Origin of the sequence: Streptosporangium sp. NPDC020072, from assembly GCF_040631445.1 — a bacterium.
GTDB lineage: Bacteria > Actinomycetota > Actinomycetes > Streptosporangiales > Streptosporangiaceae > Streptosporangium.
Genome location: NZ_JBEYAB010000029.1, coordinates 1 through 24,108 on the forward strand (window position 1 = coordinate 1; position 24,108 = coordinate 24,108).

The 24,108-nt window shown below is 69.7% G+C and carries 19 protein-coding genes; 15 read left to right on the forward strand and 4 right to left on the reverse strand.

Annotated elements, in window-relative coordinates:
- Positions 1 to 269 precede the first annotated feature (269 nt).
- From ABZ470_RS41075 to ABZ470_RS41085, 3 genes are read left to right on the forward strand one after another with little or no spacing between them, the layout of a single operon-like run.
- The gene (locus ABZ470_RS41075; protein ID WP_362773676.1) at positions 270 to 1,061 is read left to right on the forward strand and encodes a PIG-L family deacetylase; all 792 of its coding nucleotides are present in this window, start codon (positions 270 to 272) and stop codon (positions 1,059 to 1,061) included.
- 34 nt (positions 1,062 to 1,095) lie between these two features.
- Positions 1,096 to 2,157, forward strand: a complete 1,062-nt coding sequence (locus ABZ470_RS41080) for a lysylphosphatidylglycerol synthase transmembrane domain-containing protein (protein WP_362918581.1) — start codon at positions 1,096 to 1,098, stop codon at positions 2,155 to 2,157.
- 53 nt (positions 2,158 to 2,210) lie between these two features.
- A complete protein-coding gene (locus tag ABZ470_RS41085) occupies positions 2,211 to 5,591 on the forward strand; it encodes a BTAD domain-containing putative transcriptional regulator (RefSeq protein ID WP_362918583.1) in 3,381 nt (1,126 codons plus the stop codon).
- On the opposite strand, the gene ABZ470_RS41090 is transcribed toward ABZ470_RS41085, so the two are convergent.
- On the reverse strand, positions 5,581 to 6,123 hold the full coding sequence (locus ABZ470_RS41090) for a hypothetical protein (RefSeq protein WP_362918585.1): 543 nt from the start codon (positions 6,121 to 6,123) through the stop codon (positions 5,581 to 5,583). The genes ABZ470_RS41085 and ABZ470_RS41090 overlap by 11 nt on opposite strands.
- A 174-nt stretch (positions 6,124 to 6,297) precedes the next feature.
- On the opposite strand from ABZ470_RS41090, the gene ABZ470_RS41095 reads away from it, so the two are divergent.
- Positions 6,298 to 6,831, forward strand: coding sequence for a VTT domain-containing protein (locus ABZ470_RS41095; RefSeq protein ID WP_352010539.1), 534 nt, complete (start codon positions 6,298 to 6,300; stop codon positions 6,829 to 6,831).
- Positions 6,832 to 6,945: 114 nt separating this feature from the next.
- Positions 6,946 to 7,842, forward strand: coding sequence for a D-alanyl-D-alanine carboxypeptidase family protein (locus ABZ470_RS41100; protein ID WP_362918587.1), 897 nt, complete (start codon positions 6,946 to 6,948; stop codon positions 7,840 to 7,842).
- Here the strand turns inward: ABZ470_RS41100 and ABZ470_RS41105 are convergent.
- The gene (locus ABZ470_RS41105; protein WP_362918589.1) at positions 7,839 to 8,696 is read right to left on the reverse strand and encodes an RNA methyltransferase; all 858 of its coding nucleotides are present in this window, start codon (positions 8,694 to 8,696) and stop codon (positions 7,839 to 7,841) included. The genes ABZ470_RS41100 and ABZ470_RS41105 overlap by 4 nt on opposite strands.
- Positions 8,689 to 9,459, reverse strand: coding sequence for a DUF4184 family protein (locus tag ABZ470_RS41110; protein WP_362918591.1), 771 nt, complete (start codon positions 9,457 to 9,459; stop codon positions 8,689 to 8,691). Before ABZ470_RS41110 ends, ABZ470_RS41105 begins: the two co-directional genes overlap by 8 nt.
- Positions 9,460 to 9,581: 122 nt before the next feature.
- Here ABZ470_RS41110 and ABZ470_RS41115 point away from each other — a divergent pair, with 122 nt between their 5' ends.
- From ABZ470_RS41115 to ABZ470_RS41160, 10 genes are all read left to right on the forward strand, one after another.
- Positions 9,582 to 10,241: a cation transporter gene (locus tag ABZ470_RS41115; protein WP_362773694.1), complete on the forward strand. Its 660-nt coding sequence runs from the start codon at positions 9,582 to 9,584 to the stop codon at positions 10,239 to 10,241.
- A 174-nt stretch (positions 10,242 to 10,415) separates the two neighbouring features.
- The gene (locus ABZ470_RS41120; RefSeq protein ID WP_352010534.1) at positions 10,416 to 12,188 is read left to right on the forward strand and encodes a substrate-binding domain-containing protein; all 1,773 of its coding nucleotides are present in this window, start codon (positions 10,416 to 10,418) and stop codon (positions 12,186 to 12,188) included.
- 423 nt (positions 12,189 to 12,611) lie between these two features.
- Positions 12,612 to 12,983 carry a hypothetical protein gene (locus ABZ470_RS41125; protein ID WP_352010533.1) on the forward strand — a complete coding sequence of 124 codons (372 nt, stop codon included), beginning with the start codon at positions 12,612 to 12,614 and terminating at the stop codon, positions 12,981 to 12,983.
- A complete protein-coding gene (locus tag ABZ470_RS41130) occupies positions 12,980 to 14,107 on the forward strand; it encodes a GNAT family N-acetyltransferase (RefSeq protein ID WP_352010532.1) in 1,128 nt (375 codons plus the stop codon). The genes ABZ470_RS41125 and ABZ470_RS41130 overlap by 4 nt, the downstream gene beginning before the upstream one ends.
- A gap of 239 nt (positions 14,108 to 14,346) precedes the next feature.
- Positions 14,347 to 15,087, forward strand: a complete 741-nt coding sequence (locus ABZ470_RS41135; RefSeq protein ID WP_362918594.1) for a glycosyltransferase family 2 protein — start codon at positions 14,347 to 14,349, stop codon at positions 15,085 to 15,087.
- Positions 15,088 to 15,089: 2 nt separating this feature from the next.
- On the forward strand, positions 15,090 to 16,031 hold the full coding sequence (locus ABZ470_RS41140) for a glycosyltransferase family 2 protein (protein WP_362918596.1): 942 nt from the start codon (positions 15,090 to 15,092) through the stop codon (positions 16,029 to 16,031).
- Positions 16,032 to 16,036: 5 nt separating this feature from the next.
- The gene (locus ABZ470_RS41145; protein WP_352010529.1) at positions 16,037 to 16,831 is read left to right on the forward strand and encodes a polysaccharide deacetylase family protein; all 795 of its coding nucleotides are present in this window, start codon (positions 16,037 to 16,039) and stop codon (positions 16,829 to 16,831) included.
- A 34-nt stretch (positions 16,832 to 16,865) separates the two neighbouring features.
- A complete protein-coding gene (locus ABZ470_RS41150) occupies positions 16,866 to 18,206 on the forward strand; it encodes a hypothetical protein (protein ID WP_362918598.1) in 1,341 nt (446 codons plus the stop codon).
- 40 nt (positions 18,207 to 18,246) lie between these two features.
- Positions 18,247 to 21,072, forward strand: a complete 2,826-nt coding sequence (locus ABZ470_RS41155) for a hypothetical protein (protein ID WP_362918600.1) — start codon at positions 18,247 to 18,249, stop codon at positions 21,070 to 21,072.
- Positions 21,073 to 21,183: 111 nt separating this feature from the next.
- A complete protein-coding gene (locus tag ABZ470_RS41160; RefSeq protein WP_362773710.1) occupies positions 21,184 to 22,398 on the forward strand; it encodes a DUF418 domain-containing protein in 1,215 nt (404 codons plus the stop codon).
- On the opposite strand, the gene ABZ470_RS41165 is transcribed toward ABZ470_RS41160, so the two are convergent.
- Positions 22,370 to 23,737 (reverse strand): xylan 1,4-beta-xylosidase, encoded by a 1,368-nt coding sequence (locus ABZ470_RS41165; protein ID WP_362918602.1) that lies wholly within the window; start codon positions 23,735 to 23,737, stop codon positions 22,370 to 22,372. The genes ABZ470_RS41160 and ABZ470_RS41165 overlap by 29 nt on opposite strands.
- Positions 23,738 to 24,108 lie beyond the last annotated feature (371 nt).

Genomic DNA, 24,108 nt, shown 5'->3' on the forward strand with positions numbered 1-24,108 from the left:
TGGGCGCGTCGGTGCTTGGACTGAGGAACGCAGGAGCGCAGCGACGCAGTGACGAGGGAAAGCGCCGACCCGAAGCGCCCAAGCCCGCGACGCCGCCAGGCGGAGCAAAACAACACGGCTTGGGCGCGTCGGTGCTTGGACTGAGGAGCGAAGGAGCGAAGCGGATGAGCGACGAGGGAAAGCGCCGACTCGAAAGCGCCCAAGCCCGCGACGCCGAAGGCGGCGCAAAGAGACACAGCGCCGCCAGGCGGAGCAAAAGAAACACAGCCGTGTTCTTCCATGCCCACCCCGACGACGAGGCCCTGCTGACCGCGGGGACCATGGCGATGCTCGCCGCCCAGGGGCACCGGGTGATCCTGGTCGTCGCGACCTCGGGGGAGCTCGGTCAGGCCGATCTCGGACCCGGTGAGGCCCTGGGGGCCGCCAGAATGGCCGAGCTGTACAGGTCGGCCGCCGCGCTCGGCTGCGCCAGGGTGGTGAACCTCGGCTACGGCGACTCGGGGCTGGCCCCGGACGGCGGCGTCGCCGAGGGGCGCGCGGGGAACGCCTTCATCGACGCCGACGTCGAGGAGGCCGCGGGGCGGCTGGCCGAGATCCTCACCGAGGAGGGGGCCGACCTGCTGACGACCTACGACCCGGCGGGGGGCTACGGGCATCCCGACCATGTTCAGGTGAACCGGGTGGGAGCGCGGGCTGCCGAGATCGCGGGCACCCCGATCGTGCTTGAGGCGACGGTCAACCGTGATCCGCTGCTGAAGGGGCTGCGTCTGATCAGCCGGTTCTTCCCGCAGCTCGACGTCCGTTCCTTCGAGCGGGCCTACTCCCCCGGGTCGGTGATCACCCATCGGGTCGGGGTACGGCGTTTCGCCCGGCAGAAGCGGGCGAGCATGGCGGCGCACGCCTCCCAGGCGACGGGGGCGGACACCCGGACGCTCGGGGTGATGCTGAAGGTGCCTCTGCCGCTCTACCGGCTCATCTTCGGCACCGAGTGGTACGTCCGCCGGGATCTGCCGCAGGGCGCCAGGCTGAGACATCCGTTCGAAGCTCCTCCCAAAGGATGAGCCCCGGACCGGCACACTTGGTCGAGGGGGTTTCATGAAGAACAAGTGGGTTCAGATCGGACTGTCGGTCGTGTCGCTGGCACTGGCCGCGACGCTCGTGCGTTTCCTGCCGCAGATCGTCGAGGCGATGACCGGCAAGCACGTCTCGTGGTCGCAGATCGGCGCCCAGTTCTCCGGGTTGAGCTGGCAGACGATCGCGCTGATGGCCGTCGTCTGGCTGGCGAGCCTGCTGGCCTACACGTTCGTGCTGACGGCCTCCCTGCCCGGTCTGACCCACCTGCAGGCTCTCACGTTGAACGCGGCCGGCAGCGCGGTGAGCAATCTGCTGCCGTTCGGCGGCGCCGCCGGGGTCGCGATGACGATCGGGATGACCAAGGGGTGGGGTTTCCCGCTGCGGCCCGTGGTGGTCTCGACGCTGGCCAGCGGCATCTGGAACACCCTGTTCCGGTTCATCCTGCCCGCGGTCGGCATCCTGGCGCTGCTGCTCAGCGGGCAGCGGCTCAGCCCGGCGGTGACCAGCGCGGGCTGGATCGGCGCGCTGTCCATCCTGGTGCTGGTCGTCGTGGTCGCCGCCGCGCTGTACTGGGACGCCGCCGCCGCGCTGCTCGGCCGGGTTCTCGACGCAGCCGCCCGGCTGCTTCCCCGCCGGTGGCGTCCGACGGGTCACGGCCCCTCCCACTCCCTCGACCGGTTGCGCGCCGACACCTCCGAGGTCGTACGGCACCGCTGGCCGGGACTCACCCTGGGCATGATCTTCTTCCTCGGCCTGCAGTGGCTGATCCTCGTCTGCTGTCTCCAGGCGACCGGCTCCTATCCGGGCCTGGCGCAGTCGATCGCGGTCTTCGCCCTGTCCAGGGTGCTGACCACCGCCGTCGTCACCCCGAGCGGGACCGGCATCATGGAGGCCGGGACCGTCGGCGCGCTGGTCTTCTTCGGGGCCCCGCTCGATTCGGCCACGGCCGCTGCGTTGCTTTTCGGCTTCTGGACCTACACTGTCGAAATCCCCTTCGGCGGCCTGGCACTCGGCGCGTGGGCGCTCCTGCGCAGGCGTGAGAGCACGGTCCAGGCCCCCGAGAAAGAGCCGATCAGCCGCTAGATTGGGAAAAACCTTGTGCGTGATTCGAAGGCCCGCATAGCGTGGCGGCTGACATGGCGGGTGAAATCGTAGCGTTCCGGGTCCTCGGCCCGGTCGAGGCGCACTCCGGTGACGACGAGCTCGATCTGGGCGGGTTACGCCAGCGTGCCGTCCTCGCCCGGCTTCTGGTGGCGCGGGGGCAGGTCGTCCCCGTTGACTCCCTGCTCTACGACCTGTGGGATGACGACGCGGCCAAGGGCGCGCAGTCGGGGTTGCAGGTCTACATCTCCCGGCTGCGGCGGGTCCTGGAACCCGGCCGTCCGCGTGGGGGGCCGAACCGGCTGCTGGTGACCGTCGCCTCGGGTTACGCGTTGCGTGTCGCGCCCGACCAGGTGGACGCGTTGCGGTTCGAGGCCATGGTCCGCGCCGCCGGTGAGCAGCTCGAAGGCGACGACCCCGCCTCGGCGCGGGCGCGTCTTGAGAAGGCGCTGGGGTTGTGGCGTGGCACGCCGTACTCCGACTTCGCCGACCAGCCGTGGGCGGAGGCGGAGGTGAACCGCCTGACCGAGCTGAGGCTGGTGGCCCGTGAGCGGCACGCCGACAGCAGTCTGCGTCTGGGGCTGCCCGCGGAGGCCGTACCCGACCTGGAGGCGTTGACCGCCGAGCATCCGCTGCGTGAGGAGGGCTGGCGGCTGCTCGCCCTCGGCCTCTACCGGTGCGGACGGCAGGCCGACGCGCTGGCCGCGCTGCGCAGGGCGCGCACGATCCTCGCCGACGAGCTGGGCATCGACCCGGGCCCCGCGCTGCGCAAGCTTGAGTCGGACATCCTGGCCCAGGACCCCGGTCTCCAGCTCGCCGTCCCACCGGCGAGGCAGCGTACGGCGGTGCCCGCCGACACCTGGCCGCCCCGTCCGGCGGCGGCCCCCGCCGAGCTGCCGCCCCTGGAGCCCGAGCCGTTCGTCGGGCGGGAGGCGGAGCTGAGCAGGCTGATGACCGCGGCGGCCAGGACGGGCCGTTTCACCGCGGCCGTGATCAGTGGTGACGCGGGCGCGGGCAAGACGATGCTGGTCCGCAGGCTCGCCAGGCAGCTCGCCGACGACGGCTGGGGCACCTCCTCGGGCGCGTGCCCCGACAGCAGCGCCACCCCGCCCGTCTGGGCGTGGGTGGAGATCCTGCGCACCCTGGTGGACGTCACCGGGGCGGGTGAGTACGCCCCGCTGCTGGCCCCGTTGCTGGACGACACCGCGGCCGAGCCCGACGAGGACCAGGCCTCCGGCGGGTTCCGGCTGCACCGGGCGGTCGGCGGTTACCTGGCGGCCGTCGCCAAGGAGCGGCCGATCCTGCTGACGCTGGAGGACCTTCACTGGGCCGACGACCAGACGCTCGCGCTGCTGCGGGCGCTGCCGAGCCTGCTGGCGACCAGCCGGGTGCTGCTCGTGGTGACCTGCAGGGACAGTGAGCTGAGCGACCAGCAGGCGGACGTGCTCGCCGCGCTGGCCAGGCTCGGTCCTGTGCGGGTCGGCCTGACGGGTCTGGACGCCGAGGCGGTCGCCGAGCTGGTCAGGGCCACCTGTGTGCGCGCGGTCGACGAGGACGCGGTCAACAGCATCGTCGAACGGACCGGCGGCAACCCGTTCTTCGTCCGTGAGACCGTACGCCTGCTGGACGCCGAGGCGGTGAGCGACCGCGCGACGGCGGCCGAGGTGATCTCCGGTGTGCCGTCCGGTGTCCGTGACGTGCTGCGGCGCCGGATCGCCAGGCTGCCCGCCGCCGCCCAGCAGATCCTGTTGCAGGCGGCGGTGATCGGCCGTGACGTCGATGTGGACGTGCTGGTCGACGTCGCGGGTGACGAGGACGCGGTGGTCGACGCCGTCGAGGCGGCGCTGCTGGCCGGGCTGGTCACCGAGCCGGGCCCCGGCATGCTGCGTTTCGATCACGACCTGGTCCGGGACACCGTCTACTCGGACGCCTCCAGGCTGCGCCGTTCCCGGCTGCACGCCGCCGTCGCCTCGGCGATCGAGCGCAGGCATCCCGGGGACGTGGCCGCGCTCGCCCACCACTACGACGCGGCGGGCACCGCGGAGACCGCGGCCAAGGCGGTGCGTTACGCGGGGCTGGCCGCCGAGCAGGCCGAACGGCGTTTCGCCCACCGTGAGGCGGCCTCCCTGTGGGAGAAGGCGATCGCCGCCTTCGACAGGTCCGGTGCCGCCTCGACTCCGGAGAGCACCCGTGAGCGTCTGCTGCTGACCCTGAACCTGATCAAGGCGCTGGCGTTGTGCGGGGACATGGCCGCGGCCCGCAGGCGGCGGCGCGAGGCGATGGACACCGCCCTGCCGCTGGGCAACCTGGAGCTGACCGCCAGGGTCGCCGCCTCCCTCGCCGTGCCGCACAAGGGCATGGCCCGTGACTTCACCCGTACGGCGTGGGAGATCGTGGACGTCGCCGAGCAGGCGCTGGTCGAGCTGCCCGCGGGTGAGCAGTCGCTGCGGGCGAGCCTGCTGGCCACCCTGGCGCTCGAACTTGAGGGGTCGGCGACCTCCAGGGGAGAGCAGGCCTCCCTTGAGGCGGAGGAGCTGGCCAGGCGCAGTGGTGATCCGGCGCTGCTGGCGACCGCGCTGAGCGGGCGGCTGCGTCAGTCGTACGGCATCACCCCCGTCGGGGAGCGCGAGGTCATCGGCAGGGAGCTGCTTGAGGTCGGCAAGACGACCGGCCAGGTCTCGGTCCAGGCCCTGGCGCATCTGGTGCTGATGGAGTGCGCCGCGGCCTCCGGAGCGTTCGCCGAGGCCGACGCGCACGTGGCCGCCTCCGAACGACTCGCCAGGCAGTACGGCCTGCCCGCCCCCGCCGCCGTGGGCGCGTGGTACGCCGGGCAGCGCCTGATGATCGCCGGTGACTTCCCGGGGGCGGCGCTCGCCTACCGGGACGCCGCGCGGCTGACCGCGAAGGCCGGCATGCTCGAAGGCCGCCAGGACCTTCCGCTGATCACCACCTTCTGCCTGCACCTGGTCAACGGCAGGGCCGCCGACATGGTCGAGCCGCTGGCCGAGGCCCATCAGCGGGGGGCCAAGTGGACTCTCGACGCCTACGCCGTGGCCCTGGCCTCGGCCGGGCACACACGGGACGCCAGGGCGGTCATCGCGGTCAAGACTCCGGTCCGCCCTGACTTCCTCTACGAGCTGGCGATGGTCTGGCGGGCGCTGGCCGGGATGCTGCTGGACGACCGGGAGCGGATGACCGAGGCCTACGACACGCTCAAGCCGTTCGCCGAGCGGATCGCGGGCGCGGGGACGGGTGTGGTCGCGTTGTGGCCGGTCTCGCTGACCCTGGGTGACCTGGCGCTCAGGCTGGGCTTCTCCGACGCGGTGCGCCCGCACTACGAGGACGCCCTGGCCGTCGCCCGGCGGGTCGGGGTGACCCGCTGGGTCGAGGCGGCGCAGCGTTCGCTCAGCAGCTGACGCGGAACCTGGCGCTGTGCGCGGTCGGGCGGCCGGGGACGGAGAGCGTGACGCGGTACAGGCCGGGGTTGCCGGCGATCCTCGGCTGCCATTCGACGCTCTGGCGCTCTCCGGTGAAGCCGGAGCCGCCGCTCAGGTAGGTGCGCCAGCCGCGGGACGACTCGCTCCAGCGCTGCAGGCGCCAGCCGTAGGTGACGGTTCTTTCCGGGTGCGGGTTGCCGATGACGCTGCGCGCCTCGTACGGCCTGTCGCACGGGCCGCCCTCGGTCGCCGGGGTGACGGTGACCGTGCCCTCCGCCAGGGTGGTCTCCGCCTGGACCTGTGCCGTGGTCTCCTGCATGGACTTGGACGACAACTCCACGGTCTCCACCGACGCGTCGTCCGCGCTGACCGCCCGCACCGTGGTCGCGGGGGTGCGCGGCACCTCGATCCCGGCGTAGGCTCCGACGAAGGCGAGCGTGGCGACCAGCAGTTTCACGACGCTCGCGGTTCCACTGGCCACCACCGGCGTGAGACTGCCTCGCGGACTCATGACTGTTCCCTCCCTGTTTCTGCCTCTTACTTGTAGCCCGGGATGGTTGATCTCCGCTTGACGTCCGGTTGCAGCGTCAACGGTGGCTGAACGGGCTCCCACCCGACCCCCTGGACAAGGTCAGGTAAGCCTGCCCTAATATCGGCATACGGCAGGGAAACCAGCGGGGCGGTGATGTTCACAATGCGGTCGTTCGCGGCAGGCATCCCCGACCCGACCTCGGCCTCCGTGCTGGGGATGCCCCTGTGGCTCTGGGTGCTCATCGGAGGGGTCGCGCTGTTCGGCGCCTTCCAGGCCTACTACTGGATCGGCAGGAAGCTCGGCCCGAGGCTCTACGCCACCCGGGTGGGCAGGCGGATCAGCCAGGACGGCATCCGCAAGGTCGAGAACGCCGTCAGCAGGTGGGGCGCGCTGGCCGTCTACGGCTGTTTCTGGGTTCCCGGCCTGCGGCACACGCTGCCCTGGGCCGCGGGGGTGCTGCGTGTCTCCTACCCGTGGTACGTCGTGGCCAGCGCCCTCGGCTGCCTGACCTGGGTCCCCATCGCGTCCTTCGGCCTGTACTCGCTGTTGTGGGGCTGGCTCAAGCTCGCGGCCGAGTCTCCGCTGCTCGCGGGCACGGGTCTTCTCGTGGCGGCCGTGGCGGTCACGCTGTTCGTGCGTCACCGCAGGAACGCGCGGCGGGCCAAGGAGGAAGTCACCGTCGGGTGACGCCGCGCCGTACGGCTTGTGTCACACCTCCGCGTGGTTTCTGCCACCATGTTCCCCATGCAAACCGGGGGAATTCGTCTTCTCGCCTGTACCGCTCTGGCCACCGTGACCACGGTGGCCGCTGTGACAACCGGGTTCGTCGTGCCCGCGCACGCCGCGCCGGTCGTGTCACAGGCCACGACGAGGACGGTCGCGGCCTCGACCGCTCCCGCGGTGGCCGCGAAGGTCGCCTACCTGCTCGACGTGACCACGGGCAAGCCGCTGTTCGCCAAGCAGGCCACCAAGCGGGTGCCGATCGCCAGCCTGACCAAGGTCATGACGGCCTACGTCGTGCTGCGCGAGGCCGGTCTCGACGACGTCGTGCGGATCAACGCCGACGACGTACGGCACGCCGCGACGAACGACGCGACCAGCGCCTCGCTGCGCGCCGGGGAGCGCCTGACCGTCCGGGATCTGCTGCACGGCGTGATGCTCCCCTCGGGGGCGGACGCCTCCCACGCGCTGGCCCGCGTCTACGGTCCCGGCGAGAAGAAGTTCGTGGCCAAGATGAACGCCGCGGCCCGCTCGCTCGGCCTGACCGGCACCCGCTACACCAACACCGACGGGCTGCCCAAGCCGTCCGGCGGCTACTCGACCGCCCAGGACCAGGCCAAGCTGGCCCAGATCGCGCTGGGTGACCCGGTGCTGCTGGGCATCACCTCGACCAGGCGCTACACCGTGGCCGCCTCCAAGCTGCACCGGGCCCACACCTGGACCAACAGCAACAAGCTGCTCGGCAAGACGCCCGGCACGCTGGGCGTGAAGACGGGTTACACCCGCGCCGCGGGCTACTGCCTGTCGTTCGCCGCCGACCGGGACGGCCACCGGTTCGTCGGGGTGATTCTCGGCGACGCGAAGTCCGAGCGCCGTTTCCAGACCGCCAACCGGCTCCTGGACTGGGCCGGCGAGCAGGTCTCCGGCACGGGCGACGACCAGGGCGAGGACGGCGGGACCCTCAGCGGCGACGCCTAGCCCAGGGTGTCTCCGGTTCCTGTGACGAGGACGCCGCGCATCAGGCCGTGACAGGCGATGGCCGCCGCCGCGACCACGTTGAGGGAGTCGACGCCCAGGCTCATCGCGGCTGAGCTCATGGGGATGCACACCGGCTGGTCGGCCTCGTGCAGCCAGTGGGAGGACAGACCGTCGCCCTCCGAGCCGAGCAGGAGGGCGACCCGGTCCGCCGTACCGGCCGTGTCGATCGGGGTCGCGCCCTGGTCGGGGGTGAGTGCCAGGGTCAGGAAACCCGCCGCGCGAAGTTCGGCGAGGCCGTCGTACCAGTTGGTCATCCGCGCGTACGGGATCGCGAAGACGGCACCCATCGACACCTTCACCGCCCTGCGGTACAGCGGGTCGGCGCAGCGGGGCGACAGGATCACGGCGTGGACGCCGAGCGCGGCGGCGCAGCGGAAGATCGCACCCACGTTGCCGTGGTCCACCAGGTCCTCCAGGACGAGGACGCGCCGGGGGCCGCCGCGCAGCGTCTCGGCGACCGTGGGCAGGGGTTTGCGGTCCATGGCGGCCAGGGCGCCCCGGTGGACCGGGAACCCGGCGATCTCCTCCATCTCCCGGTCCTCGACCACGTGGACCCGGTCGCCGAGACCGTCGAGCAGGTCTGCCAGGGAGTCGGCCCAGCGGCGGGTCAGCAGCACCGAGCGCACCGGATACCCGGCGGCGACGGCCCTGCGGATCACCTTCTCCCCTTCGGCGATGAACAGGCCGTGTTCGGCCTCAAGGCTCTTGCGCAGTTCGACGTCACGCAGGTTCGCGTAGTCGGCCAGGCGGGGGTCCCGGTCAAGATCGGGGTGGGAATCGGCTGCTTCAGGCATCCTGGAATACTGCCACGGCCTTTCTGAGCTGCCACACCGCGGCGTAGACGACCAGCAGCACACTCAGTCCGGCCAGTGTTCCCGCACCCAGCCTGGTGATCAGCTCGGTGCCGTCCCTCGGCGGGAAGATCACGGGCCACGCCGCCGCTCCCCCCAGGGTCGCGGCCACCGCCGCCAGGATCACGCCGAGCCGTACCGGGGTGGAGAGCCTCAGCCGGTCGGGCACCGCGACCGGGGTCATCCGGGCCAGGCCGCGCCAGGACCACCACAGCACCAGGCTCAGCCCGACCACGCTTGAGAGGTACTGCAGCGCACGGAAGGTGGGCATCTGGCCGACGAGGGGGTCGACCAGCCAGGACCAGCCCCAGATCCGGATGCTGTAGGAGTGGGTGAAGGAGTCCCACAGCAGGTGGGTGAGGGAGCCGACGACGCCGCCCGCGACCACGGGCAGCAGCCGGCCGATGTCGTGTTTCGGGGCCAGCGAGGCCGCCCTTCCCGCAAGACCGGCGGGCAGCAGCGCGGTCAGCGGGTCACGGAGCAGCCCGTGGAAGACGGCGAACATCACCAGGACGGCGAGCAGGTCGAGGGTGAAGGCGCCGGGTATGGAGTGCCAGATCCCGTAGTTAGGCAGGAAGGGCAGAAAGATCGGCAGGTCGGGTGCCATCGTGCCCAGCGCGAGCGCCCAGGGGTCGAGGACCTTGCGGGCCCGCGCCGAGGCGATGAACGGCAGCACTGCGGCGACATGGCTGGGCGTGAACGGCACGAAGCTTTCTCCTGAGATCCGGTGATTCGTTCTTCCCCAGGAGACTATGGCGCCACGTCCGCCACCGAGCGACTCACGAATCCACCCTGAAACCACAGGGAGTGGCGTGTAGGTTACCTGGCGTGATATTTGGGGATTCAGGAACCACCACGGCCTGCCGGAGCACACCCCCCGCGCCCGAGAGCGCACGCTGGCTGCGCGACGCCCGTACCGCACGCGCCCTCTCGCTGGCGACGCTCGTCTGGCTCGGGGTCGAGAGCGCTCTCGGCATCGCCGCCGGATTCGCCGCGCACTCGGTCGCGCTGATCGGCTGGGGCATGTTCTCACTGGTCGAGGCCGCGGCCAGTCTCATCGTCGTGTGGCGCTTCACCGGGTCGCGGACCCATTCGGCGGACGCCGAGGCCAGGGCGGGCAGGGCGGTGGCGATCAGTTTCTGGCTGCTGGCCCCCTACCTGGCGCTTCACGTGGTCTACGACCTGTGGGCGGGGCACACGGCCAGGCCCAGCGTGCTCGGCGCGGTGGTCACGGCGGTCAGCCTGTTCGCCATGCCGTTCCTCGGGGTGGCCAAGCGACGGCTGGGCGCGCGGCTCGGCTCGGCCGCGACCTCGGGAGAGGGCACCCAGAACCTGCTGTGCGCCTCGCAGGCCGTGGGTGTGCTGGCCGGGATCGCACTGAACGGCCTCGGGTTCCGGTGGGCCGACCCGGTCGTGGCGACGCTGCTGGCCGCGGTGGCCGCGCACGAGGGGCGCAAGGCCTGGCGCGGGCACGTCTGCCACCACTGAGCAGCCCGTTCTCATACAGCACAGAGATCGTTTTCTATCGCGCAGGGGGATTTACACAGCAAAAAGGGTGTTTTGCCACTTTAAGCGTTCCCAGTACAGTTCCGTGAACATTGTGGAGAACCTCCGTATAAGGTGACCCGCTAGTTTCCGGACATCGAACGCGAAGAGGGCATCGTGAGCGGACGTCACAGGACGGATGAGCTCGACGACGGCTACGCCTCCTACAACCTGCCGCGGCGGCGCAGAAGCGGACGGGGCGCGGTGCTCGTGCCGTTGGCGGGCTCCGTCGCCCTCGCGGTGCTGCTCGGCGTCGCCGCCTTCGTGATCGTCAACCGGGACCGCGGGTGTGCGCAGACTCCCGTCACGCTGCGGGTGACCGCCTCCCCCGACATCCAGCCCGCCCTCTCCGAGATCGCCGGGCGCTTCACCAGGACCTCCCGCGACTCCGGCGGCGGATGCGCGACCGTCACGGTGACCGGGGCCGCCTCCGCCGCCGTGGCCTCCGGCCTGGGGGGCAGCGGAGGCGAGGTCGGTGCGATGGACCTGTGGATTCCCGACTCCTCCCTGTGGGTGAACGGCCTGCGCGCCAAGGATCCGGCCTTCCCCGCCCCCGGCGCCTCCGTCGCCCGCTCCCCCGTCGTGCTGGCCGCTCCGGGCACCGCGGTCCAGGAACTGCGGGACGACCTCGGCGAGGCGAGCTGGAAGGGCATGCTCGGCGCCGCGAACGTGACGGACCCCAACGGCCCGGGCCGCAGGGTGCGGGTGCTCGCGCTCGACCCCTCGCTCAACGCGGCCGGACTCGGCGCGCTGCTGGCCGCCTCGGGTACGGCGACGGCCTCGGGTGTCGGCCAGGAGGAACTGGTCGGCGCGCTCAAGACACTGTCCGGCTCCACCGTCCGCGACCAGGACGCGCTGCTGGCGAGTCTCGGCGTCAAGGGCCGCAGGACCCCGATCGGCGTCGCCTCTGAGCAGGGCGTGTGGGCCTTCGACACCGGCAGGAAGCCGCAGGTCCCCGCCGTCCCGCTGTATCCGGCCGAGGGGACGGTCGACCTCGACTACCCGGCGGTCGTCACCACCCGGGACGCCGCCGTGCGCGCCGCGGCCGAGGCGTTCCTGCGCGACCTCACCACCGAGGCCGCCGGGAAGGACCTCCAGGACCGGGGTTTCCGCACCCCCGACGGCCGGGCGGGCACCGCGCTCCTGGGTGTCTCCGGCTTCCGCGCCCAGGCGCCGAAGTCGCTGCCGCTCCCTGACGCCGCGACCGTCGCCGGGCTGTCACGCTCGTGGTCCCGGCTGAACCTCGGCACCAGGCTGCTCACCCTGCTGGACGTCTCGGGCACGATGGCGCTCCCCGTGCCGGGGACGGGCCTGACCCGGATGCGGGCCATCACCAGGATCGCCACCGAGGGCATCAAGCTGTTCCCGGTCAAGAGCGAGATCGGGGTGTGGGAGTTCTCCACGAACCTGGACGGCCGAGGCGTCGACTACCGCGAGACGGTCCCGGTCGGCCCGCTGACCGAGAACCTGGACGGCGTCCTGCGCCGGGACCTGATCAACCGGAAACTGGCCGCGACCAGGGCCAGGGCGACCGGCGACACCGGGCTCAACGACACCCTCGCCGCCGCCTACCGGCGGATGAACGAGGAGTACCAGGGCGACAAGATCAACACCCTGGTGGTCCTGACGGACGGCGCGGGCAACGACGACCCCGAGGGCGGCATCGGCGACCGGGAGATCCTCAGGAGGCTGAAGCGGGAGTACGACCCGGAGCGGCCGGTCAGCATCCTGATCATCGCCTTCGGGCCGGACGCGCCGAAGGGCAGGCGCCAGATGGAGGCACTGGCCAGGGCCACCGGCGGCGAGGCCTACATCGCCAAGGACATCGGACAGGTTCGCACGTTCTTCCTTGAGGGAATGCGGCGCCGCCTCTGCGCGCCGCACTGCTGACCCCTCTCCGAGGGCACCGCCGTACGGCGGACATATCACACGATCGACATGGATGGTGACCCTCCGCGGAGGGCGTGATTTGAGTCACTTCTCTCACCCCCGACTCGCGCGGCCCCCGACACGCCCGAGCCACCTTTGCCACAACTGTCCCAGCTCACCCGATCTGGCCGAAAAGCCCTGCACCGTAGGGCTTCGGTGGTTGCGCGTGAGACTCTCCCGGCGTGGCGAAAGGCCCAAGGGAGACATCCGAATCCTGACCGGATATCGTATGATCACTTGACTCCGCGCTGGATAACGCCAACGCATCGCTTTGCGATCCGGTAAACCATGGACTGAGGTCAAACGTCGGCATTGACGTTCGTCCGCAGTGATTGATCCCATGAATAGGTGATCGATCATGCCACTACGACCAGGAGTCAGGAGATGTCGACCAATCGCAGGGTGCTCGGGTGGGCACTCACTCTTGCGTGCGTGGCGGGGGCCGTGATCGCGCTGGCCGGAATCGACACTCCTCTCCGGATCGTCCTCACTCCGCTGTTCCTCTTGGTCACTCCAGGTGCCGCGGCGATGGGACTGTTGCGTGATCGTGACCCTCTTGCGGCACTATCAGTGGGTGCGGCGGCAAGCCTGGTCGTGAACGTACTCCTTGCCGTGGCCATGCTGTCCTTTGACAAGTGGTCGCCTCGCGCCGGGGTGGCGACGATCGCGGTGCTCGGTGGGTTCATATACGTGTTACGCGTGTTGTACCGGGGGAGCGCAAGCTTGCAGACCGAACAGGGGGCCAGGTCAAGGTGAACATCGTCGTCGTTCGCCCCGGTGACCTCGGGGAGTCCGAGATATCCCGATGGCGGGAGTTGCAGGGGGCCGATCCGTCCCTCGACAACCCCTTCCTCTCCGTGGAGTTCGCCCTGGCCATGGGTCGTCTCCGCGACTACGTCCGGGTCGCCGTCATCCAGGACGGTGGCCGGACGGTCGGATTCTTTCCCTACGAGCGCCACAACTTCGGCATCGGCAAACCCCTGGGCGGTTTCCTCACCACCTGCCACGGCCTGATCTCGGTTCCCGACCTGGTCCTGGACGCCAAACAGCTGTTGCGCGCCTGCAAGCTCTCCGTCTTCGACTTCGACCACCTCGTCGCCGGTCAGCCGACCTTCGCCGAACACCAGTCGGACGTACGGCCCGCGCCGGTCATGGACCTGAGCTCGGGTTTCGACTCCTATATCGATCAGGTGAAGCAGAACTCACCGAAGAACTACAAGACCGTCCGCTACAAGGAGCGCAAGCTCGGCCGTGAGCAGGGCGAGATCCGCTTCGAATGGGACTCGACGGACCCCGCGACCCTGCGCACCCTGCTGAACTGGAAGTCGGACCAGTACCGCCGCACCGGGCGGGTGGACCGCTTCGCCCAGCCGTGGATCGTCCGGTTGCTCGACGAGATGCACGCGATGCGCTCGGAGAGCTTCTCGGGCGTGCTGACCATGTTCTACGCCGGTGACACCCCCGTGGCCGGGCACTTCGGCCTGCGTACGGCGCACACCCTGGTCGGCTGGTTCCCCGCCTACGACACCGAGTACGCCCGTTACTCCCCGGGCATCACGCACCACCTCCACATGGCGGAGCACGCGGCCGGCTCGGGGCTGCGCCAGGTGGACATGGGCAAGGGCGGCCGCGAGTACAAGTCCTGGCTGAAGAGCGGCGACCTGTACGTCGCCGAGGGCCGGGTCTCCCGCCCCTCCCCCGCGGCCGCGGTCCACTGGATGGGCCGCACGCCGGTCAACAAGGCCCGCACCATCGTCCTCGATCGACCCCATCTGTATCGGTTTGCCGATCGCGTGCTGAAAGGTTTCGGCCGTATGCGCACCTCAGCGCAGAACCAATCGGCCTCCGCGGTCGTCAAGGAACCATGGGGAGTCGGCTAGGCCGACCCCCGGTAACAGCGAACACTCCCGCCAGGACCCTTCCATGCATCCCTCACCGCATTCGCCATTCCCGCCGCCCCCTCAGGCTGTGTCTGGCTCCGGGTCCTCCCGTCAGTCGTCATGACGACCGCCGAACCGGAAGGACATGTTTCATGAGTCCCGACATCGTCAAGCACAATGCCAAACCGCCGCTGCGAGCGATGCCACCGATTGAGCGGTTCACCCCTATCACCCCTCACATGGCCATCTCTCCCACGGTCAGCGTCGTGGTCCCCGCGATGAACGAGGCGGAGAACCTTCCGCACGTCTTCGCGACCCTGCCCCAGTGGATCGACGAGATCGTCCTCGTCGACGGCAACTCCGTCGACGACACCGTGGCCGTCGCCAAACGGCTGCGGCCCAACGTCCGCATCGTCACCCAGACCGGCAAGGGCAAGGGCGACGCCCTGGCCGCGGGGTTCGCCGCCTGCACCGGCGACATCATCGTGATGATCGACGCCGACGGCTCGACCGACGGCCGGGAGATCATCCAGTTCGTCGGCGCGCTGGTCACCGGGGCCGACTTCGTCAAGGGGTCGCGCTACGCATCCGGTGGGGGCAGCGACGACCTGACCTTCAACCGCAAGTTCGGCAACAAGGTGCTCACCGGCCTGGTCAACCGGATCTACGGCACCAGCTACAGCGACCTGTGCTACGGCTACAACGCCTTCTGGGCGCGTCACCTGGACGTGCTCAACCTGGACTGCGATGGTTTCGAGGTCGAGACCCTGATGAACATCAGGGCGGCCAAGGCCGGGCTCAAGGTGCATGAGGTTCCCAGCCACGAGCGCTGCCGTATTCACGGTGAGAGCAACCTGCACGCGGTAAGGGACGGGATCCGGGTGCTGAGAACCATCATCAGGGAGTGGCGGAACAACCCCGTCACCGCCGCTCCCGAGCCTGCGGCCACCACCCCGGCGGCGGACCAGGGCGCCGCGTAGTCATGAGAACCAGTGTCGTCATCTGCGTCTACACCGAGGAGCGCTGGGAGGACATCCGGGCCGCCGTCGCGTCGGTCGAGAACCAGCGGCGCAGGCCGTACGAGATCATCCTGGTGGTCGACTACAACGCGGACCTGCTACTGAGGCTCAAGCGGGAGTATCCCGATGTCATCGTGGTGGAGAACACGCAGGAGAAGGGGCTGTCCGGGGGCAAGAACACCGGCGCGGCGACGGCCTCGGGCGACATCGTGGCCTATCTCGACGACGACGCGGTGGCGGAGGCGGGGTGGCTGGAGGCACTGGAGGAGGGCTTCCAGGATCCGGCCGTCGTCGGCGTCGGCGGGCTGACCAACCCACTGTGGGCGACGGGACGCCGTCCCGGCTGGTTCCCCCGCGAGTTCGACTGGACCGTCGGGTGCTCCTACCGGGGCATGCCCACCCGGCGGTCACCGATCCGCAACGTCATGGGCGGCAACGCCGCCTTCCGCAGGGAACTCGTCGGACGGGTCGGCGGGTTCCACACCGGCATCGGCCGCAGTGTGCAGGGGCGCAAGCCCAGGCCTCTGGGGTGTGAGGAGACCGAGTTCTGCATCCGGCTCTCCCAGCGGATGCCCGGCGCGGTGATGCTGTTCGAACCCGCGGCGGTGATCGGCCACAAGGTGCCCGAGGCGCGGGCCAGGTTCGCCTACTTCCGGTCCAGGTGTTACGCGGAGGGCCTGTCGAAGGCGCTGGTCACGCACAACGTCGGCGCCGGGGACGGACTGGCGAGTGAGCGGGCGCACGCGCTGAAGGCGCTCCCGCTCGGCGCGCTGCGGGGCCTGGGAGACGTACTGCGTGGCGATTTGTCAGGGTTCGGCAGGGCTGTGGCGATCGTGGTCGGACTCACCTGGACGACCTGGGGTTACATCGTCGGATCTCTCCGGTTGAAGGTGGCGAAATCGTGATCCGCGTGCCGATTCTGATGTATCACTCCATCTCCGACCGGCCAAACCCGGAGACGAAACCGCTGGCCGTACGGCCCTCGGTGTTCGCCGACCAGCTCACCTACCTGAAGGAGCACGGCTTCACCCCGTTGACCGTGGCCGACATGGTCGCCTCGCTGCACAGGAACAACGGGCGTTCCCTGCCCGAGCGGCCGGTCGTGGTGACCTTCGACGACGGCTACGCCGACTTCCACAGCCACGCGCTGCCGGTGCTCGAACGCCTCGGCTTCCCCGCGACGGTCTTCCTGACCAGCGGGTGGGTCAGGGACGCGGGCGAGGACGCGGCGGGCAGGCCGCTGGACACGATGCTGACCTGGAGCCAGGCCCGGGAGGCCGCCTCCTGCGGCATCGAGATCGGCGGCCACAGCCACAGCCACCCCCAGCTCGACCAGTTACCCGACGACCGGCTCCGCCAGGAGCTGCGCCGCAACAAGGCACTGCTCGAAGACAGGATCGGGGCCCCGGTCGCGACCATGGCCTACCCGTACGGCTACTCAAGCGGGCGGGTCAGGCGTGAGGTGCGGCGCGCCGGCTACTGGGCCGCCTGCGCGGTGAGCAACGCCATCGCCGCCGACAGGCACGACGTGCTCGCCCTGCCACGCCTGACCGTGGCCGAGGGCACCTCGATGGGGATGTTCAGCCGGGCCGTCGAGGGCAGCCAGGTCCCGCTGATCTACATGAGGCAACGCGTCCTGACGAAGGGTTACGCCGTCGTCAGGAGGACCCGCTACGGCCTGCGCCGGGTGCGCGGTCTGGCGTGAGGAACACGTCCTCGGACGTGGGGGGAGGCGACACATGAGCGCGACGACGGACGAGCCGCAGGGGCGGCTCGCCGGGTTGCGGCAGCGGGTGACGCGCGATCTGCGCAACCCGCTCTTCCGCAACGGCTACGCGCTCATGGCCAACACCGCGATCACCGCGGTGCTCGGCATGGGCTACTGGTGGCTCGCCGCCCAGCTGTACGGCCCCGCGGACTTCGGCAGGGGCCAGGCGCTGATCACCGCCATGCGGCTGTTCGCCTCGCTGACCGCGCTGGGGTTCGTCGGGGCGCTGGCACGCTTCATCCCGGTGGCCGGACGGCGCACGCCCGCGCTCATCGTCAGGGCGTACGCGGTCGCCGGGGCGACCGGCGTGGTCGCCGCGCTCGGGTTCCTGCTCACGTTGCCGTGGTGGGGGCCGACCTACGCCTCGCTCGACGGCCTCGGCCCCGGGCTGTTCTTCCTGGCCTCGACGCTCGTCTGGTCGGTGTTCACGCTGGAGGACGTGACGCTGGCCGGGCTGCGCAAGGCCACGTGGGTGCCGGTGAGCAGCCTGTGCTACGGCCTGGTCAAGATGGCCATGCTGGTGGGCCTGGCGTTCGCGCTGCCCCGCGACGGCATCTTCGTCTCATGGATCATCCCGGCCGCGATGGCCCTGATCCCGATCAACCTCCTGCTGTTCAGGAAGGTCATCCCCCGGCACGTCGCGCGCACGGAGGGTACGGCCAGGCCGCTTGCCTTCGGCGAGGTGGGCCGCTTCCTCGCCGGAGACTACCCGGGCACGCTGTCGATCCTGGCGAGCGTCTACCTGATCCCGGTCCTGATCGCGGCCAGGGTGGACGAGGTCACCTTCGGCCTCTTCTCCATGGCCCACACGCTGGGCTCGCTGATCGAGCTGCTGGCGATGAACATGGCCACCTCGCTGACCGTCGAGGGATCCTTCGACCGGGACCGGTTCGCGTCGAACTCCCGCAGGGCGCTGCGCCGGGCCTTCATGATCATTGTCCCGATCGTTGTCGTGACGATCCTCGCGGCGCCCCTGATCCTGCGCGTCTTCGGCCCGGACTTCGCCGACCGGGGGACACTGCTGCTGCAGCTGATGGCCCTGGCGGTGCTGCCCAGGGTGCTGATCGAGATCTATCTGAGCGGCCTACGGGCCCTGGGGAAGGCTCGCAGGCTCGCGTTCGTCCAGGTCTCCCTGGCCGTACTCGTGCTCACCAGCACCCTGGTGCTGTTCCCCTCTGCGGGGATCGAGGCCGTTGGCTACGCGCTGCTGCTGAGTGAGCTGCTGATCGCCGCGCTGATCTTCCCCGACCTTCGCAAAATGCTCAACGGTGGGAAAAGATCAAATACGGTCGTCACGGCCGGGTCCGTATAACCCCCATGATGTAGACGTGAGGCAACGCTCAGGTGATGACGTGAAATCGGAGGCCGCAGAGGCGGGGGAGCATTCCCCCGCCTCCGAGGAGACGCACGCCGGACCCGAGGACAGTCCCACTCCCCCGGCCGCTCCCGAGAGCCTTGAGGACCGCGACTCCAAGGACTTCGAGGACCCCGAGGACTCTGGGAACCCTGAGGGTTCCGGGGCCTCGGAGGGCTCTGGGAGCTTCGGAGGCCTGGAGGACGCCGAGGAGAACGTGGGGCCCGGGGATCAGGAGGAGCCGGACGTCTCCGGCGACGACGACCCCTCGCCGACCGCGGTCCTCCGCATCCCCGGCCACACGCACGAGGAGTCCTCCGAGGACGCGATCGCCTCAATCATGGGCACCTCGGTCCTCGGTTCCTCGGTCACGGACTCCTCCGTCGTCGACTTCTCGGTCGTCGACCTGCCGGGGGTCGCCGACGACGACCCCGAGAGCGAGGCGGATCCCGAGCCCGAGCCGGATCCCGAACCGGGCCCCGAGCCGGGCTCTGGGTCAGGCGAAGACGGTGACGGTGAGAGCGCCGACGGCGAGGACGTGGAGGCGACCGCCGAGGTACGGCTGCCCGCCGCCCGGCGTGCCGGACTCCCCGGCTCCGCCCAGAAGGCCGACCCGGACGCCACCAGAAACGTCAGGGTGTCGGCGTCCATATCGGTGCCCACGCTCCGGCCCCGCGTCCCGTTGACGGAGCGGCTGGCGCGCTCGGCGATGGCGTGGCTCCCGCCGCTGCTGACCGTCGAGGGCCTGATCATGTACGTGCTGGCCCTGCGTGCCACGCCGGGCCCGCTGCGAGGTGTCGACCTGTCGCACATCGACGGTCTCGGGCTGATCTCCGCGCTGCCCGCCACCTCGTTCGTCGCGATCCTGTTGATGATCACGGCGTTCTTCGTCACGATCGCGCAGAACACCGACCGCAAGTTCCTGCTGCTCTTCCAGCTGGCGGTGATCACCTTCGCGTTGCACGGCGCCGCCGCGCTCATCGAGGACACACCGCGCTTCCACACGGCCTACGTCCACGCGGGCTTCGTCGAGTTCATCAACCGCACCGGGACGTCCTCACCCATCCTCGACGCCCGTTTCGCGTGGCCGGGGTTCTTCGCGCTGGTCGCGTTCGTCACGAAGGCCGCCGGAGTCACCGACCTGACGCTGGTCCTGCGCTGGACGCCACTGCTGTCCAACCTGCTCTACCTGCTGCCGTTCGTGCTGATCCTGCGCCAGGTGGTCGCGACGACCCGGGCCCGCTGGTTCGCGGCGCTGCTGTTCATCCTCGTGCAGTGGATCGGCCAGGACTACTTCTCGCCACAGGGCTTCACCTACGCGATCTACCTGGCCTTCGTGGCGATCGTGCTGCGCTGGTTCGGCAAGGTGGAGGTCCGTGACGCGGCCGCGCCACCCAAGGGCCGCATCCGGCGGCTGCTGGCCAGGCTGGACGGACTGGCCCCGGGCGAGCTGACCCACTCGACCAGCGTCTACGACCGCTCGATCATGCTCATCCTGCTGATCGTCCTGTTCGCGACGGCGACGGCCTCGCACCAGATCACGCCGTTCATGATGCTCGGCGCGCTGACCGGCCTGATCCTGCTGCGGCGTTCCTCGCTGAGCTGGGCCCTGCCGTTCCTCCTCGGGCTGATCGTGCTGTCGTGGATCAGCTACCAGACGGTCACCTTCTGGAGCGGCCACATCGAGGAGCTGTTCGGCGGTCTCGGCCGGATCCTGGAGAACCTCCAGCGCAACACCGGCGACCGGATCGAGGGCAGCGACAGCAGGCACACGCTGGTGCTGCTGGCCCGTCTGGGCATCTGCGCGGTCATCCTGCTGCTGGCCGCGGTCGGCCTGCTGCGCCGTCTGCGCCGGGGGGTCGGCGACCGGGCCGCCCTGCTCCTGCTGTGCGTTCCGGTGCTCGCCCTCGCGCTGCAGAGCTACGGCGGCGAGATCGGCCTGCGCATCTACCTGTTCGCGCTGCCCGGGGCGTGCATCCTCGCCGCCTACGCCTTCTTCCCGAACCTGCCCGCCGGTACGGCCGACGCCCCCGAGGAGGCGGTTCCGGCCCGCAGACGCGTCATCAGGCTCGACCCCCTGCTGACCCGCAGGATCTCACTGCTGCTCGCCGCCGCGTGCGCGATGGCGCTGTCGATGTCCTTCCTGATCGCCCGCTACGGCAACGAGCAGTTCGAGCGGGTCTCCAGCGACGAGGTCCAGGCGATGCACTACGTCTACGGGCACGACAAGCCCAGCGGCAGGGTGCTGTTCCTGGTCCCGATCATCGGGCCCGAGGTCACGCCGACCATCCCGTGGGGCGAGCGCGACTTCGACAAGATCGAGTATCAGCAGGTGCTCGTGGACAAGAACCCGGAGCAGCTGTCCTCCGTGATCGACAAGTTCCGTGTCTCCCCACCGAACACCTACCTGGTCGCGAGCCGTGGCCAGGCCGCCTACCTGCAGCTCAACCATGGTTTCCCGACCGACTGGAGCAAGCGTTTCCGGGCCGCCCTCGACGCGTCACCGGAGCTCAAGCGGGTCTTCGACAGCCCCGACGCCGCCGTGTACACGCTGAAGACGTATCCGAAGAACGCCGAGATCCCCCAGCCACGTCCTCTTACGGGCTTCGGCGACCGTGGGTCCCCTATGACCCCGATCGGCCTCGGTGCCCTCGGAGTCACCTGGATTGCACTGTTTGTCTATGAGATGCAAAAGCTGCGCGATCCCGGCCGTGTTTCGAAGAGGGGACGACGCATCCTGTTTGTCGCGGTTCCCGCATTCCTGCTGGCGGTCGCGGTGATTGTCGAACGCTTCATCGTCATCGGGTTCAACCAGATCCAATAGGCGTGAGCCTCCGGGGTCCCCCGGTATATCGACCAACTATCGCCGGGGGCGCGTGACGCGCGCGGCACGTTGAAGGACGGTTCGATGGTCATGGGAGAGCATCATCGCCTGGTGAAACCTGTCGTGGCCATGACCATGGCCGTCCAGGATCGCAGGATCGCGGCCGTGGACGCCCTGCGCGGGTTCGCGCTGTTCGGCATCGTGGTCGTCAACATCGCCTACCTGGCCTCGGGGTACCGTATGGCGGGCCTGGCCGAACCGGCCTTCTCCGCGCCGCTCGACTGGGAGGTGCGCTGGGTCGTCACGGTGTTCTTCGAGAACAAGTTCTACCTGCTGTTCTCGTTCCTGTTCGGCTACAGCTTCACCCTTCAGCTCGACTCGGCCGCGGCCTCGGGGACCGCCTTCGTGCCGCGTTTCCTGCGCCGTCTGACCGGGCTGTTCCTGCTCGGCCTGGCCCACGCCGTACTGCTGTTCCCCGGGGACATCCTGGCCACCTACGCGGTGGTGGGGCTGGTGCTGCTGGCCGTACGGAGGATCAAGCCGCGAACCGCGGTGCTCTTCGCGGTGGCGCTGACCCTGCTGCTCGCGACGGGGTTCGTCCTGATGGCCGGGCTCGCGCTGCTGGGGACGGACCTCTCGGGCACCGTGGCCGGGGGTGCCGCGCAGGCGGCCAAGTCGGACGCGGCCCTGCAGAGCTCGGTGCCCATGATCATCTCGGATCACCTGCACAAGCTCGGCAGGATCGTGGTGCTCCGGGTGCTCTTCCAGGGGCCCGCGGTGCTCGCCGCCTGCCTGGTGGGGCTGGCCGTCGGCAAGCGGCGGCTGCTCGCCGACTCCGATCGGCACACCGCCACGCTGCGCCAGATCCAGTGGGTGGGATTCCCGGTCGGCATCCTGGGGGCGATCTTCTACGCGCACTCGACCTGGTCGGGCGGCACGAGCGTCCACCACATGCTCGGCCAGGCGGTCGACCTGATCACCGCGCCGCTGCTGGCCGCGGCGTACGTCGCGACCCTGCTGCGGGTGTTTCCCCGTGCCCCGCGCCTGACCTCCGTGCTGGTGCCGCCGGGACGGACGGCGCTGACCAACTATCTGAGCCAGTCGCTGATCTGCTCGCTGATCTTCACCGGCTACGGGTTCGCCCTGATCGACCGGCTCAGCCCGCTCGCCGTCTCCTCGATCGCCGTGGCGATCTTCGCGTTCCAGGCGGCCGCCAGCGGGATGTGGCTGCGCAGCCACCGGTACGGTCCCGTCGAATGGCTGCTGCGCTGGTTCACCAACTGGCGCAGACCCGCCGTCAGGCTCCATCCCGCCCGCTCCACCTGACCTCGTACGGTCCCAGCTCGAACTGTTTGCCGTCGATCGTCGTGGTCGCGGCGGCGTCGGTGGTGTTGACCATCACGAACTGGCGTTCCTGGGCCAGCACCCGCACCGCGGGATTGGCCGAGGTGAGCGGTACCAGGGGGACACCCTCGGGGAACCACTTGGTGAACCCGCTCAGCACCCCCGCCATCGGCAGTTCCTCCCCCGTGCCCGGACGCCACAGGCAGCCGGGGCAGTCCTCGCCCGGTTTGCGTTGCGGGTTCCAGTAGAGGGCGGTGGACGCGCCGCTGGTGGCGAACTCCATCATGGCGACGGTCTGCACGGCGGTCCTGCGTTCCTCCGTCCAGTCGGCGTTGTCCGGCGCGACGTACCATTCGGCCCACCAGACCGGCAGGCCGCCGCTCTTCTGTTTGAGCCAGGTGGTGACGGCGCCGAACTTGGCGAGCGCGCCGAAGTCGTCGGGGTGGGCCCCGGCGTCCCTGGTCATGGAGGCGCCGTCGACCACGATGAAGTCGGCGCCCTTCTTGTTGCGGATCCAGTACTCGACGGCGTCGAGGTCGCGCTGGTCGACCACGCCCCAGGGACCCTGGAGTTCGGAGCCCCGGCCGTTCTTGTCGCTGACGATCGGGATGTAGGGACCGCCGACCTTGATGTCGGCGTTCACCTCCTTCAGCGCCGTGTAGACCTTGTTGTACAGCTCGGTGTAGGCCTCGGCGTCCCAGCGGTTGGTGGCCGAGTTCCAGAATCCCTTGAACTCGTTCCACACCATGAAGTGCTCGACGGTGGGGTAACGCCTGGCGACCGTGGCGGCGAGCTTGGCGAAGTCGTCGAAGTTCTCGCGGTTCGGCGGCGACTCCAGGGTGTTCCAGTCGGTACGCCCGTCGGTGCCGCCCTTCATCCAGTCGGGGGCGCAGCACAGGGTGATGACGGGCAGGGCCTGTGAGCGGCCCATGAACTGCACCCGGCGGTCGAGGTTGCGGAAGTCGTACTTGCCGCGTACGGGCTCGGGGTTGTCCGCGCCCCAGCCCATGATGTGCTGGTTCTGCACCAGCGGGACCCGGGCCAGGAGGTGCGAGGCCGTCTCGGTGACCTCCTCCCGCTCCGCGTCGCCGCTGAACTCGGTGTGGGTGACGCCCCAGCGAGGCCAGGCGCCGAAGTCCGGGGGCTGCTCGACGGCGGGCGCGGGCTGCGGGGGCGGGATCGCGACGGCCCGCCCTCTCGGCTTGCCGTGCCCTGTCGACATGACGACGATTCCGACCAGGAGCGCGAGAGCGACGACTCCCGCTCCCGTCGCGATCAGCCAGTTCGGAATCCGCCGGCGCGGTCCGTCAGTCGGTATCACCGCTCGTCCTCGATCCTGGGCACGGTCCAATGAAGCGTTCCACAGCGACGGCGGACGTGACCGTGAGAGGACGCGGCTCACAGCCAAGCGTTACCGGCCGCATCGTCAGGCTATCCACGCGACTTGCAGAACACTTGAAACTTCTATCGCAGATCGGCACCTGACCGGTAACCCACGGTGATCATCACGGGTGGTACGGAGCGCCTTCTCCCAGGGAGCCCCGGAACGTTACATCCTGGGAGAACCCTGGGAAAACCACCTATGACCCGATCCTTTACCGCTACATTACGCACCGTGCCGCACGCTGTGAGTACGCATATCCTGTGCGCATTCATGCCCGAAGGCGCATCGGGGAAGTCGCAACCCCAGTA